The organism is Corynebacterium callunae, from assembly GCF_046592015.1.
Classification (GTDB): Bacteria; Actinomycetota; Actinomycetes; order Mycobacteriales; family Mycobacteriaceae; genus Corynebacterium; species Corynebacterium callunae_A.
On the sequence record NZ_JAWVOB010000003.1, the window covers coordinates 80,075 to 93,943 of the forward strand.

Here is a 13,869-nt window from a genome sequence, read left to right on the forward strand (position 1 = left end):
ATGAGCAAAATTCTCATCGCGGAAGACGATCCCGGAATTGCAGATTTTATTATGCGTGGCCTCAAACGCGAGGGCTTCGAATGTGAACTAGCAGATTCCGGTGCTCAAGCCTTTGCTCGCGCGCATTCAGGCAATTTTGATTTGATGGTTTTGGACCTCGGCCTGCCTCATATGGATGGCGCTGACGTGCTGGAACAATTAAGAGCCCTGCAGGTCACCATGCCCATCATTGTGCTGAGCGCGCGCACCAATATTGAAGATCGTCTGCGTACCCTCGAGGGCGGCGCCGATGACTATATGCCCAAGCCTTTCCAATTTGCCGAGCTGCTCGCGCGCATCAAATTGCGCCTCAGCGCGCACACCCCCACCCCCACCGATGCGCGGGTGCTACGCCACGGGGCCTTGGAGCTGGATTTACGTACCCAAAAAGTGCTTGTCGACGACTCCTGGCGCGATCTCTCCCGGCGCGAGGTTGATCTCTTGGAAACTCTAATGCGCCATCCCGGGCAAATCCTCTCCCGCGCCCAGCTTTTAAGGCTCGTATGGGATATGGACTGGGATCCAGGATCCAATGTGGTAGATGTTTATATTCGTGCCCTGCGTAAGAAGATTGGGGCGGATCATGTGGAAACTGTTAGAGGCTCGGGCTATCGCCTGGTTTAGTCTTCTACAACCTCTGGCTCAGCAGCAGTAGCCCGAATCATCATGCCCGCGAAGATTCCCACACCAGCCAGCACTGCCACTGCCATCCAAATCGCAGCCTGGGAACCAGAGTTACCAATAGAGGTTACTGCGAAGGTGGGATAGTGCAACGGCATAAGGCCTGCTACTACTCGCCATAGCACTGAGATATCGGATACGGCGGTCACGCTCCACACATGGGCGGTCACTGCGATCTGTGCAATCCAACCCACAATGGCGGTGATAATCGCTGCGGTAGTGCCAAAGAAGTTAATGAGTACGCGGGTAATGAGCGCCGCCACAATTGTTGCCAGCAGCAAAATAGCAAGGGCACCGGCCAACGCCACAGCCGACATTCCCAAGGCCACGGTGAACAAAATAATGCCGCCAATAGCTGTAATTCCCAGCAAGACAAAGGCAAAGAGCAGGCGGTTTTTGAAGGTAGCCCAGCCCAAGGCCGCACCAGCGAGCATCACAAGAGCAGAGATAAGGAAGGCATACATGGGAGCTAGAGCGGTGCTTCGTTCTTCTTCAGAAGCAGCAGCTGCCCCGGTTGGCACCTGTGGAACTGGCAGGGCGCGCTGCACTGCATCGGTTTTTTCAGCAGTGAGGTTGGCCATGGAATCAAGCTGGTTGGCGCCATCATCAAGGGTTTGGAAACCAGCAACCGCATCATCCACGCCTTTTTCTAGGTCTGCCAAGCCTGCTGCCAAATCAGCGGCACCATTGGTGGCTTCATATATGCCGTCGTGGAAGCCATATCCTGGCACCGAAAGTTGGTTGGCTAGATCGCGAGTACCGGTGCGCAGATCATTAAGTTTATCGGTGGTTTCTACGGAAATACCGAAGTTTTCCACCTGGGTGCGCAGCCCTGCCAATTGGGTACGCAGATCTTTGGCCTCAGGAACGGGACTTTTAGCAAGTTCAGCGTCAGCAGTGGACATCGCGGTGAGGAGTTGCTGCTGCACGATCATTAGACCATTTAGTTGTTCCACGGCACCGGCTACGCCATCGGCGATTTCGGTGGCACCAGTTCCCATTTGTCCGGTTCCGGCCTGGAGCTGCACTAATCCTTCGTGTAGCTGCTGTGCACCGTGAGCCGCGGCAGTCACGCCTTCCCCCAGCGGCTTCGCGCCGTCGACAAGCTGCTGGGTGCCTTCCACCAATTGGCCGGTGCCTGAGGTGAGGAACCCCGCCTGGACGCCCGCTTCCCCGGCGGCCCGGCGCGCGTCGATAAGTTCTTGGTTATTTGTGGTGAGCGCTGCGGCCGGTGCCCCGGTGATTTCCTCGGTGGCGGACCACGCCCGAGAGACGTCCAAGTTGGCCACGGTGGCGTAGATGGTGCCTGCAATGAGGGGGATGAGAAGCAGCAGGGCAGCCAGGAGATCTTTGAAGGGTGACGCAGCGCGAGTCATAGCATGCAATTTAGCGAAGCTTGTGAAAAATATCCGGTAGGCGCACCGAAATGTGTTTTGGGCTATTCACTCCAGTACCGTGAAAGATGATCATTAAGAATTTTGGATGTTCGCCTGCGTCACATTCTTAGCATTGTTTTATGCAGAATTGAGGCGCCGGCGGAGGTAATGGGTAATTAGGGATAAGCATGAACTTACTTTTTGTTGTAGCGCTTGCTGTGATCTCAGTGGTTTTTGCGCCAATTTCTGTCCGCGTGCTTGATCGGAAAGCCGGTTGGCCACTTGCAGCACTTTTTGCAGCAGCGGCTGTACTGCTTATCCGCGAGGCCGAACCCATATTGGACGGCCAAGCCCTGAGCTGGGAAGTTACCTGGGTTAGCGATTTCCTAGGCAGCGGTACCGACCTCATGTTTGCGCTGCGCGCCGATGCCCTAAGCCTCTTTTTTGCTCTGCTGGCCCTAATTATTGGCGCTGTAGTTTTTATTTACTCCGCACAGTATCTGCCAAAACGCCAGGGTAACACCAGTTTTTATACCATCATGACGGCCTTTACCGCAGCCATTTTGCTGTTGGTTTTAGCCAATGATGTGTTGGTGCTTTTTATCGGCTGGGAGCTGGTGTCGCTGGCATCCTTTATGTTGATTGCGCGCGCTGGTTCCGGCGGTGAATCCGGTTCCATCCGCACCCTTATCCTTACTTTTTTGGGTGGCCTCACCCTGCTAACGGCAGTGGCAATTGCTGCTATCCAAGCTGGTTCCACCAATCTGCAAAGCATTTTGCACGCTGCTTTCTGGGCTGAGAAGCCAGTGCTCAGCGGTGTTATTGCGGTACTTATTGCGGTGTCGGCCTTTACTAAATCCGCACAATTCCCCTTCCACTTCTGGTTGCCAGAGGCCATGGCTGCAGCTACCCCAGTTTCGGCGTTTTTGCATGCAGCTGCGGTGGTCAAGGCCGGTGTGTACCTGCTGCTGCGATTTAGTTTTGTTTTCCACGATGTGGCGGTATGGAATTGGCTGCTCATTGTGGTGGGTATGGGCACCGCGGTCATGTCCTCCTACTTTGCAGTCCAAAAAACTGACCTTAAAAAGCTCACTGCTTATTCCACGGTCTCGCACCTGGGTTGGATTGTGGCCACCATCGGTGTGGGCACGCCTTTTGCCCTGGCAGCAGCCCTGGTTCATACCCTGAGCCACGCGCTCTTTAAGTCCTCGCTCTTTATGCTCATTGGCGTTATTGACCACCAAACCGGCACTCGCGATATCCGCCGCCTGGGCCCCTTGGTCAAACAAATGCCTTTTACCTTTGCCTCCGTGTTGGTCGGCGCCCTATCCATGGCAGCTGTGCCACCATTTTTGGGATTTGTCTCCAAAGAAGGAATGATCACTGCCTTCCTAGAAGCCCCCATTGGTAATTCCTATGTGGTGGTTTTGCTCTGTGCAGCAGCCGTCGGCGCGCTGCTGACCTTCACCTATTCCGCAAAATTTGTACTCGGTGCCTTTGTCGACGGCCCCCGCGAACTCGACCACGTCCGCGAAGCACCTATTGCCCTGTGGCTTCCCGCCGCGCTGCCTGGCCTGCTATCCCTGCCAGCGGTTCTCTTTTTAACGCTTTTCGACGAGCCCCTGTCCGCAGCGGCCACCGCCGCAGCGGGGGAAGCAACCGAATTACACCTGGCTTTATGGCATGGAGTTAACACTCCTTTCTTAATCTCCATGGGTGTGCTGGCCGTTGGATTTGTGGGCCTTATTTTCCGCAAGCCTTTGTGGGCGCTGGCGGAAAAGAACCCCTTCCCTATTGCCACCGGCAATGACACCTTGTCCATGATGACCTACCGTTTGACTCGCTTCGGACGCTGGATGGGCAAGATGGCTGATTCCATGAGCCCGCGCCGTCACCTGGTGAGCCTCATTGTTCTGCTTTTCTCACTGGCTGTTTTTGCCACTCTCCATCCAGCCGTTCAGCTTGCGCCTAAGACTCCGGGCATTGATCACTGGATTGATCTCATTCCTTTTGCCATCATCTTGCTTTCTGTTGCCGGCCTAATAAGCACCCGCAACCGCCTGAGTGCTGCCGTGCTTTTGGGCGCTGTTGGTGTGGGTGTGTCCTTCCAAATGTTGCTGCTGGGTGCACCTGACGTCGCGCTGACGCAGTTCCTGGTGGAAGCTTTGGTTACCGTGATCATCATGATGGTGATCCGCCACCAGCCCAATAAATTCAACCGCATGAAGCACAGCCGTCGCCGCAGTGCCGTCCTGGTTTCTTTGATGGCCGGTTTTGCCGCTTTCATGGCAGTGTGGGGCTTGCTCGGCCGCCATGATCGTTCCGAGCTGGCGATGTGGTACCTGCAGCAAGGCCCAGAAATTACCTCCGGTTCCAATGTGGTGAATACCATCCTGGTGGAATTCCGTGCCTTTGATACCTTGGGCGAGCTTTCCGTCTTGGGTATGGCCGCCATTGTTATTGCTGCCGTGGTCTCCTCCATGCCACGCCATCCTTTCCCCAAGGGCACCCACCCACGCCCCTTTGGGCAGTCCCAGCTCAACTCCATTCCTTTGCGAGTTCTGCTCAAGGTGCTGGTTCCAGCGCTGTGTTTCCTCAGCTTCATGGTGTTTATGCGCGGCCACAACAACCCCGGTGGTGGCTTCATTGCAGCGCTGATCGCCGGTGGCGCGTTGATGTTCCTCTACTTCTCCAAGCCTCGCGATGAACAGATTTTTAAGGAGAATATACCTTTTATCCTCACTGGCCTGGGTATTCTCACCGCGGTCTTCTCTGGTGTCCTGGGACTTACCCACGATTCCTTCCTCTACCCCATCCACTTCAACTTCGCCGGTGAGCACTGGACCACCTCGATGATCTTTGACCTCGGCGTTTACCTTGCAGTGCTGGGTATGGTCTCCATGGCAATTAATGGCTTGGGCGGATATCTGCGCCCAGGCACCGATATTCACGATCTGGACTATGCCCGCGTGAATGGACCACTTCCCGATACGCCTTTGGTGGAACCAGAACCTGAAGGCGATGAAGATTACCCCGCTCCAATGAACCCAGCTACCCCTGAAAAGGAGGCAACTCGATGATTCTCGCGCTGAGCATAGCCATCCTTTTTGGCGGTGGCGTTTACCTCATCCAACAACGCGGTATGGTGCGCATTGTTTTTGGTATGTCACTAATCGGCCACGCAGCCAACCTCACCATTTTGTATGCCGGTGTGCCCGCCTGGCGCGGTGAGGCTTTCCCCGACCGCACTGCTTTAGCCGATGCAGCCGATCCCGTTCCGCAAGCCTTTGTGCTAACCGCCATCGTTATCGCCATGGCCACCACCGCCATTATGTTGACGCTGGCTGCATTGGGACGCAGCGATGACACCCGCTCCATCGAGCCCGATGATGATCAGTCCCCACTGACCACCGCTGCCCGATCCGTTAACAGCACCGAAGAGAAGGCGGGAGAGAAATAAATGGCTATCGACGTGCTGCTTCCAATCTTTGTTGCTGTTCCCCTTACTGCCTCGGCCATTGCCGTACTTTTGCCGTGGCAGCGGGCCCGGGATTTCCTGCATATTGTGGTTCCGCTGCTCGGAGTTTTTGCCGGTATTTGGCTCTTTTCCTATACCGCCACCCATGGCACCATCGCACACTCCATTGGCCTTTATGTAGGTGGCGTCGCAATTCCTTTTGCCGCTGATGCTTTTAGCGCCATCATGATTATCACCACCTCAATCGTGGCCGTGGCAGCTAACTGGTTTGCCACTGTGGTGGGTGAAACCCGGGCGCGTTTTTATCCGGCACTCACCCTCATGCTGATTACCGGCGTAAATGGTGCATTGCTTACCGCCGACCTCTTTAACTTCTTTGTGTTTATCGAGGTCATGCTGCTGCCCTCCTATGGTCTCATCGCCATGACCGGCACCTGGGCGCGTTTGGCTTCAGGACGCATCTTTGTGCTGGTTAATCTTTCCGCCTCTACCCTCCTGGTCACAGCCGTCACCATCGTTTATGGCGTGCTTGGCTCAGTAAATATTGCGGCTTTGCAGGGCGTGGTGGCCGGTAATCCATTGGCAGCTACAGCCATGGGCATTGTGGTCATTGCGATTGCCGTCAAGGCTGGCATTTTCCCAGTTCATACCTGGTTGCCACGTACCTACCCCGGCACCTCAGCTGCGGTAATGGGCTTGTTCTCTGGATTGCATACCAAGGTTGCGGTGTACATGCTGTACCGCATCTACGTGCATATTTTTGCTCTCGATCCCACCTGGAACTGGCTGATCATCGCTTTCATGGTGGTATCGATGATTATCGGCGGTTTTGCTGGACTTGGGGAAAACTCCATCCGCCGGGTGCTGGCCTACCAAATGGTCAACGGCATGCCATTTATCCTGGTGATGCTGGCTTTTACCAGCGGAGATCCACAGCGCGCCCTCGCCGCCGGTCTGCTCTACACCCTGCACCATATGATCACCGTTGGCGCGCTGATCTTGACTTCTGGCGCCATCGAAGAAACCTATGGTACTGGCCTGCTGTCCAAACTTTCTGGCCTGGCCCGGCGTGATCCACTGGTGGCTGCCGTCTTTGCCGCCGGCGCCTTCTCAGTGGTTGGCTTCCCCCCATTTTCTGGCATGTGGGGCAAAGCGCTGATCATCGTAGAGGTCGCCCGCGTGGGCAATATCGCAGCCTGGCTGGTCATCGCCGCAATTATCATCGCTAGCATGGGCGCCCTCCTATCCATGATCCGCGTATGGCGCCAAGTTTTCTGGGGCGGTTCCATGAATCAACGCGGCGTCTCCCCGCAGCTACGCGTCAGCGTAGCCAAACTAGCACCAGCTGCCGCGCTTATGGTGCTGTCCGTAGGCATGTTCCTCTTTGCAGGACCGCTTATCGACGCAACCCGTACGGCCACCGCGGGATTATTGGATACAGGCGCCTACCAGCAGGCCGTTCTCGGCGATGATGCCATCGCTGTTCCCAGCCCTAGCTATCAGGGAGGTAAATAATGTTGCATACCCTCAAGTTCATTCCCTGGCTGATTGGCCAAATCTTTATCGCAGGCTTTGATGTGGTGAAGGCTACAGTGAAAAAAGACACTGGCTTTCACCCGGTGGTTATCCGCTATCCCTTGCGTGTGACCACTGATTTTCAGATTGCAGCATTATCTACCTGCATCACCATGACCCCGGCAACGCTTTCCATTGGATTGCGTGCACCTCGCACTCCAGGAGATCCCACCATTTTGCTGGTGCAAGCTGTTTTTGGAGCCGATCCAGTAGCTGTTTTTGAATCCATTGCCGATATGGAAGAACGCATGGCTCCGCATGTTAAGGACATTGATCACGGTGTTCCCGGCCAAGGCCCACATAAGGAGATTCGCCCCGGTGATGCTGAATGGCCTAGCCATGAAATTGCTGATACCGCCAAAAACACCCTAAGCCGCGATAAGAGGGAGTTCTAAGATGACCGCCTTTGAAATTGTTTGCGCCATTGGCATCGGCATGATTTTTCTTGCTTTGTTATCCACTTTGGTGCTGATTTTGCATACTCGTGACTTCCTCACCCGCGCGATCTTGTCGGATATGATCTTCTATTCCATGATCGCCATTTACCTCATTTGGGTGCTTAATAATCCCACGTCCATCGCCTATGAAATTGCACTGCTTGCAGCAATTTTGGGTGGTGTTTTGCCAACGCTGTCCATGGCCCGCATTATCTCGAAGGGACGCAGGTAGAAATGACTATTCCAGAGATCATTATCTCCATCCTCATCATCATCGCCGGTTTCTTTTCCCTTGGTACCGCAATTGCGCTGTGGCGAGCACCGGATCCTTTGACCCGGGCAAACCTGCTGGGTCCTACCGTGGGCGTTGTAATTCCCCTGCTCATCGTGGCCATGTTGATCCGCAGTTGGTCCACCGAGGGTTTTGATCCCAATAACTTCGTCCGCGCCATCATTGCGATTATCGGAGTGTGGGTGGTTGCCTCGGTTGCCTCCTTCTATATGGGACGCACCATCTATGGCGTGACGGTCGTAGATAACCGACGCTATTAAAAAAGACTCAGCCTGCAAGTGCTACAGGCTGAGTCTTTTCGTCGAAAAGCGTGGTTGTTATTTGGACATTTCTGCCCATAATTCGCGGATGTGGACATCAATTTCATCCACCACTGCGCGCACGCGCTCTGGGGATTCATCGCCCGGATCCATCAAATCCCAATCAAGGTAGTGCTTGCCTGGGTACATTGGGTAGGCGCCATCGCAACCTAAGTTGACCACATAATCCGAGGCGCGGACGACATCATCGGTAAGTGGCTTTGGATAGGCCTTGCCGATATCAATTCCGCGTTCTGCCAACACATCCAACACAACGGGATGGACTTCAGCATCTGGCAAAATGCCAGCGGAACGCACATGAACCTCTCCACCTGCATAGTGCTTAAGCAGCGCGGAGGCGATTTGGGAGCGTCCAACGTTGCGGGTGCACACAAACAACACCTGTGGCAAGGAGTCTTTGATCTCATCGCCGGCGTGGCGCAGAGCTTCCAAACGATCGGTAGCGAAATGCTCTGCGAGCAATGGCAGGTGGGTACGAATCTTGGCGGTGCGAGCTAAGGCAGTATAAGACTCAAAGACATAACGCTCAATTGTCTCTGCTGAAAATATGCCTTCGTACTTCTTGTTTAACTCTTCAACCACTCGATTGAGCAGCTTGATTTGTGATTCTTGGGATTCTGGGATTTCCGCCGTGGTGGACATTTCAGCCCTTTCTAAGTTAGTGAACTAGGCCAACTTTAGTTCTTCTAGCAGATCTACGACACGGTTTTCGATATCATCGCGAACCAGACGCATACGCTCAAGGCCCTCAATACCACGCTCAGAAGGCTCATCGGTAACCCAACGCTCCAAAGTGCCTTGAGCATCTTCCGGCATTTCTAGCTGAGCATCGGCGCCTAGAATGACCACGCGATCAACGCGCTTAAGCAGGTCTGGATCAATGGCCTTTGGCGTGCCCTGAGACATGTCTGCACCGGACTCTGCGATGACCTCAATGGACTGCTGGTTCAACTTGGTGCCTGGCTTGGTGCCTGCAGAGTGGATTTCAAGCTTGGAACCGACATGCTTTTCAGCCAGTGCCGCAGCCATCTGAGACTTGCCGCCATTGCCGACGCAAACGAAGAGAACTGATGGTTTTTCAGACATTTTTATTTCCTTTTATTGGTGTTTTGTTGGGTTTTGAAGGCTTTAGTTTCGAGCTGGGGGCAGGGTGGGATCCTGAGGGAACAGTTTTGGCCCTAGCCACAGCATGACATAAACCAAGCCGACCAGCACGGGAACCTCAATCAAAGGCCCGATAGTTCCTGCAAGCGCCTGCTGGGAGGTAGCCCCGAAAGTACCAATTGCCACGGCAATTGCCAGCTCAAAGTTATTGCCGGTGGCAGTGAAAGACACCGACGCGGACTGCGCATATCCCATACCGCTGAGTTTGGAGGTAGTCAGCGCAATAAAGAACATGATGACGAAGTACAAGAAGAGTGGAACTGCAACCTTAGCCACGGTAAATGGCTGAGAGGTGATCTGATCGCCTTGGAGGGCAAAGAGCAGCACGATGGTATAAAGCAGGCCTACCAGTGCGAGCGGAGAAATAGCAGGTAGGTACTTGTTTTCATACCAAGTACGGCCCTTGGTGCGCTCGCCGATAATGCGGGAGAGCACGCCTGCCAAGAGTGGGATGCCAAGGAATACCAGCACTGAGGTGACGATGGAGATGAAGGAAAATTCCACCGAAGTTGTTTCCAGGCCAAGCCAAGAAGGCAGAATCTGCAGGTAGAACCAACCGAGTACGCCAAACATGAGGATTTGGAAAACTGAGTTAATTGCTACCAAAACTGCAGTGGCTTCCCTATCTGCACAGGAGAGATCACTCCACACCAAAACCATAGCGATACAGCGAGCTAGGCCCACGATAATAAGGCCAGTGCGTAGTTCCGGCTGATCTGGCAAGAAGAGCCAGGCCAATGCAAACATTAAAAGCGGTCCGACGATCCAGTTGAGGATAATCGAGACTGTCATCAATCGGCGGTCAGCAGCGATTTCTTTGGTTTTGTCATAGCGAACCTTAGCCAGAGGCGGGTACATCATGACCAGGAGACCAAGCGCGATAGGAAGTGAAATTCCCCCAACTTCCATGGCACTAAGCGCGGTGCCAAGTGCGGGAGTGAATTTGCCCAGCAGCAGACCTAGGGCCATTGCCAAGATAATCCACAGTGGAAGCAAACGATCCAGGAATGATAGTTGGACGGGTTTGGCTGAGGTGGTTTTTGTGGGCACGGGGTTTGCGCCACCTTTCAAAGTATTGATGTTCGTCTATATGAACGTTACTTCCAGCGCTGAGTACTGTCAATATATAGTGGAATACATGACCACTGCACGCATCCTCCCCCTAACTGACCTCTCAGCATGTTGTTCCCTTGGCACTGGTCCTCTTGATAATGAAGATTCCGAACGCTACGCTGCCCTCTTTAAAGTGTTGGCAGAACCAGTGCGTCTTAAGATTCTTTCCAACCTGGCAACTGGCGGATGTGGCCCTGTAAGCGTGAATGAACTTACCGAGATGATGGGACTTTCGCAGCCTACAATCTCACACCATTTGAAGAAGATGACCGAAGCTGGCCTCTTGGAACGCATCCCTGAAGGCCGCACCGTCTTGCATAAAGTTCGCCCCGAGCTTTTTGGCGAGCTGCGTACTGTACTGCAGATTGGTTAATTAGGAAAGAAGTTTCGGGTAGGTCCGGGTTGGCGTTGGTTGTGGCTCCTCGTGGCGGGGCTGCAGTTCTTTTCGGCCAGCACCGGTTACAGCACCGCGAGCAGAATTCCGCAAAATTTCAATTTTGAAGCATTTTTTGCGGGCTCCTGCTCTTCTGGCGGCTCCAAAACTGCAGTTTCATCGCACAAATTCCGCTTTTCCAGGCCATTTTACGGGATGCTGCTCACCTCCCGACGCCCCACTTCAGAGCTGACCAATCCCTGTTTAAATGGATAGGGCTCGGAACCCTACCTGGAATGGAGCGATTCTTAGATGCCATTAAATAAAGTAGTTGGCTTAGTTTGTGGGATTCTCGCTATTGGGTGCGCATTATTGATATTCATCTTTTGGCTGAATAATTCTTTCGAAGAGATCCTTCTTGCGCCTTTCATTCTCGCAATTGGAGCTTTATGCTGCTTTTTCAGCCTTAGGAAAGAAGAGGAAAACGAACCTTAACCCACTGCAACAAGGTCAGCTCATTGGAAACGGGGTTTTCTCTATACAACTGGGGCGGATTCCAGTAGTCGTCATAAGAATCAAATCCCCCTCTAAACGCAAAAATGCTCTCCCCGTAGGGAGAGCATTTTTTAGGGAACTGCTAGAAGGCTATGCGCCCTTCTTCTGCAGGTAGAGCTCCTTAACGCGAGCGCCAAGGTTTGCATCTACGTTGTTCCAGTACTCGTAAACGCGTGGCTCAGTTGCATCAGAGATGCCCTGCATAGCGTTGGAGATGTTGTCTGCCAAGCGCTCCTTTGCGGCGTCATCCAGAACCTCGCGGTAAAGGATGCCAGCCTGCATGAAGTCATCATCGTCGCGGTGCTTAACATAAGCTGCGCGAGTGAGGTCGGTGCCGTGTGGGTCCGGGTTCACGAAGATGTCCTGAGCCTGGCCGTAGGTGGTGTGGTTGGAGGAGGAGTTCTCTCCATTGTCCAGGTAGCCAGCGCCCTTGTCGTAGCGGTTAGGGCTGTAGGATGGCTCGCCCTCAGCGTCGAAGACGTACTGCATTGCACCTTCGCGGCTGTAGGTGTTGACACCGTTAAGTGGGCGGTTCACTGGCAGGTCGCGGTAGTTTGCGCCGATGCGGTAACGCTGCTGGTCAGCGTATGCAAATGCACGAGCCATGAGCATACGGTCTGGGGACAGGCCGATACCTGGAACGATGTTTCCTGGATCAAGAGCGATCTGCTCGATCTGAGCAAAGAAGTTGCGTGGGTTGCGGTTCAGGATGAAGTAACCGACTGGGATCAGTGGGTAATCCTTCTGGGACCAGGTCTTGGTCAGGTCGAATGGGTTCCAGCGGTAGTTCTCTGCATCCTCGAAAGGCATGATCTGAACCTTGACGTCCCAGATTGGGTAGTCGCCGTTCTCGATTGCGTTGTAGAGGTCTTCGCGCTGGTAGTCAGCGTTCTCGCCGGCAACCTTTGCAGCCTCTGCATCGGTGAAGCAATCCCAACCCTGGCGGGTCTTGAAGTGGTACTTAACCCAAACTGGCTTGCCCTCAGCGTTGATCCACTGGAAGGTGTGGGAGCCGAAGCCGTCCTGGTGGCGGGAGGTCTTAGGGGTACCGCGGTCACCCATGAGGTAGGTCACCTGGTGTGCAGACTCTGGGGTACGGGTCCAGAAATCCCACTGCATATCTGCATCGCGCAGACCGTTCTTGTTCAGACGCTTCTGGGAGTGGATGAAGTCAGGGAACTTCATGCCATCGCGCAGGAAGAAGGTTGGGGTGTTGTTACCAACGATGTCGTAGTTGCCCTCTTCGGTGTAGAAGCGAAGTGCAAAGCCGTGAACATCGCGCCAGGTGTCAGGGGAACCCTGCTCACCAGCAACGGTGGAGAAACGTACAGCCATTGGGGTGACCTTGCCCGGCTGGAACAGATCTGCCTTGGTGTACTCGGAAACGTCCTCGGTGATGTGCAGCTCACCAAAAGCGCCGTGGCCCTTTGCGTGAGGAATACGCTCAGGAACGTTCTCGCGGTTAAAGTGTGCAAGCTTCTCAATGAGGTGAATGTCATTGAGGATGTTTGGACCCTGAGGACCTGCGGTTACTGAGATGTTCTCTGATGGAACTGGTGCGCCGTTGTGGCGGGTGGTGTTTCCGGAGACCTTGGCACGCATGCCACGGTCAAGGATCTGGTCGGCTGCTGACTTTTCAGACAAAAGCTTTTCCTTCCGTTAATGTGAGGAACCTATGGATTGAGTTTGATTAATAGCCTAGCGCATAATGTCACCTGGCGCCACGGATAAAGCATTCCCCTTAGGAATTGCCAGCTAATATGCAAATGGTCACCCCCGCATAGGTAGAGAACGGAAATTTTTGGCAATTTACAACTGCTGAAATAAGACTGGTAACCTAAGCCATTGTGAAGTCCAAAGAGCGCAATGACGCCTATGTCACCGACCTAGCCCTCGCGGCTGGACGTGGTGATCGCGCTGCACTCACGGAATTTATTCGCGAAACCCAAGATGATGTATGGCGCCTTTTGGCCCACCTCGGCGGCCAGCAAATTGCCGATGACCTCACCCAAGAAACCTTCCTCAGAGTCATGAGCGCACTCCCCCGCTTCGCCGCGCGCTCCTCAGCACGCACCTGGCTACTCTCGCTGGCTCGTCGCGTGTGGGTGGACAATATTCGCCACGATATGGCCCGCCCGCGCAAGTCCATCGTGGAATATGAGGACAGTGGTGCCACTTACGGCAGCAGCTCGACCATCTGGTCCGAGTGGATTGACCTTAAAACGCTTATCGACGCGCTCCCGGCGGAACGGCGTGAGGCGCTGATCCTTACCCAGGTACTGGGCTATAGCTATGAAGAATCAGCAAAAATCGCCGATGTTCGCGTTGGAACTATCCGTTCCCGCGTAGCTCGTGCCCGCGCAGACCTTATTGCTGCCACTAAAAATCCCAGCGTAGAAGACGAAGCAGCCGCCAATTAGGCATAAAAAATTGCCCCATCTTCAAAGATGAGGCAATTAGTTTTGT

Annotated in this window: 14 protein-coding genes; 9 read left to right on the forward strand and 5 right to left on the reverse strand. The window is 54.0% G+C overall.

Translation table 11 applies throughout. The features are described 5' to 3' along the window. Positions 1-663 (forward strand): response regulator transcription factor, encoded by a 663-nt coding sequence (locus tag SFC07_RS04855; protein WP_411207108.1) that lies wholly within the window; start codon positions 1-3, stop codon positions 661-663. Here the strand turns inward: SFC07_RS04855 and SFC07_RS04860 are convergent. Then, complete coding sequence (locus SFC07_RS04860) at positions 660-2,096, reverse strand: YhgE/Pip domain-containing protein (RefSeq protein ID WP_411207109.1); 1,437 nt, start codon at positions 2,094-2,096, stop codon at positions 660-662. The genes SFC07_RS04855 and SFC07_RS04860 overlap by 4 nt on opposite strands. Positions 2,097-2,284: 188 nt before the next feature. Between SFC07_RS04860 and SFC07_RS04865 the strand changes: the two genes are divergently transcribed. From SFC07_RS04865 to SFC07_RS04890, 6 genes are read left to right on the forward strand one after another with little or no spacing between them, the layout of a single operon-like run. Further along, complete coding sequence (locus tag SFC07_RS04865; protein WP_411207110.1) at positions 2,285-5,176, forward strand: DUF4040 family protein; 2,892 nt, start codon at positions 2,285-2,287, stop codon at positions 5,174-5,176. Beyond that, positions 5,173-5,556, forward strand: coding sequence for a cation:proton antiporter subunit C (locus tag SFC07_RS04870; protein WP_411207111.1), 384 nt, complete (start codon positions 5,173-5,175; stop codon positions 5,554-5,556). The genes SFC07_RS04865 and SFC07_RS04870 overlap by 4 nt, the downstream gene beginning before the upstream one ends. After that, positions 5,557-7,089, forward strand: coding sequence for a monovalent cation/H+ antiporter subunit D family protein (locus tag SFC07_RS04875; RefSeq protein ID WP_411207112.1), 1,533 nt, complete (start codon positions 5,557-5,559; stop codon positions 7,087-7,089). Beyond that, the gene (locus SFC07_RS04880; RefSeq protein WP_411207113.1) at positions 7,089-7,544 is read left to right on the forward strand and encodes a monovalent cation/H+ antiporter subunit E; all 456 of its coding nucleotides are present in this window, start codon (positions 7,089-7,091) and stop codon (positions 7,542-7,544) included. The genes SFC07_RS04875 and SFC07_RS04880 overlap by 1 nt, the downstream gene beginning before the upstream one ends. 1 nt (position 7,545) lies before the next feature. Beyond that, positions 7,546-7,818 carry a cation:proton antiporter gene (locus tag SFC07_RS04885; RefSeq protein WP_411207114.1) on the forward strand — a complete coding sequence of 91 codons (273 nt, stop codon included), beginning with the start codon at positions 7,546-7,548 and terminating at the stop codon, positions 7,816-7,818. 2 nt (positions 7,819-7,820) lie between these two features. Continuing rightward, positions 7,821-8,138 carry a Na+/H+ antiporter subunit G gene (locus SFC07_RS04890; protein WP_411207115.1) on the forward strand — a complete coding sequence of 106 codons (318 nt, stop codon included), beginning with the start codon at positions 7,821-7,823 and terminating at the stop codon, positions 8,136-8,138. Positions 8,139-8,195: 57 nt separating this feature from the next. Here the strand turns inward: SFC07_RS04890 and SFC07_RS04895 are convergent, their stop codons facing one another. From SFC07_RS04895 to arsB, 3 genes are read right to left on the reverse strand one after another with little or no spacing between them, the layout of a single operon-like run. Beyond that, the gene (locus SFC07_RS04895) at positions 8,196-8,840 is read right to left on the reverse strand and encodes an arsenate reductase ArsC (RefSeq protein WP_411207116.1); all 645 of its coding nucleotides are present in this window, start codon (positions 8,838-8,840) and stop codon (positions 8,196-8,198) included. Positions 8,841-8,864: 24 nt separating this feature from the next. Next, positions 8,865-9,284: a low molecular weight phosphatase family protein gene (locus SFC07_RS04900; protein ID WP_411207117.1), complete on the reverse strand. Its 420-nt coding sequence runs from the start codon at positions 9,282-9,284 to the stop codon at positions 8,865-8,867. Between the two features lie 42 nt (positions 9,285-9,326). Next, positions 9,327-10,331: an ACR3 family arsenite efflux transporter gene (gene arsB / locus SFC07_RS04905; RefSeq protein ID WP_411207270.1), complete on the reverse strand. Its 1,005-nt coding sequence runs from the start codon at positions 10,329-10,331 to the stop codon at positions 9,327-9,329. A 169-nt stretch (positions 10,332-10,500) separates the two neighbouring features. Here arsB and SFC07_RS04910 point away from each other — a divergent pair, with 169 nt between their 5' ends. Next, positions 10,501-10,848 carry an ArsR/SmtB family transcription factor gene (locus SFC07_RS04910; RefSeq protein WP_411207118.1) on the forward strand — a complete coding sequence of 116 codons (348 nt, stop codon included), beginning with the start codon at positions 10,501-10,503 and terminating at the stop codon, positions 10,846-10,848. 645 nt (positions 10,849-11,493) lie between these two features. Here the strand turns inward: SFC07_RS04910 and SFC07_RS04915 are convergent. Beyond that, on the reverse strand, positions 11,494-13,047 hold the full coding sequence (locus SFC07_RS04915) for a catalase (protein WP_411207119.1): 1,554 nt from the start codon (positions 13,045-13,047) through the stop codon (positions 11,494-11,496). Positions 13,048-13,250: 203 nt separating this feature from the next. On the opposite strand from SFC07_RS04915, the gene SFC07_RS04920 reads away from it, so the two are divergent. Beyond that, positions 13,251-13,823 (forward strand): RNA polymerase sigma factor, encoded by a 573-nt coding sequence (locus SFC07_RS04920; protein WP_411207120.1) that lies wholly within the window; start codon positions 13,251-13,253, stop codon positions 13,821-13,823. Positions 13,824-13,869 lie beyond the last annotated feature (46 nt).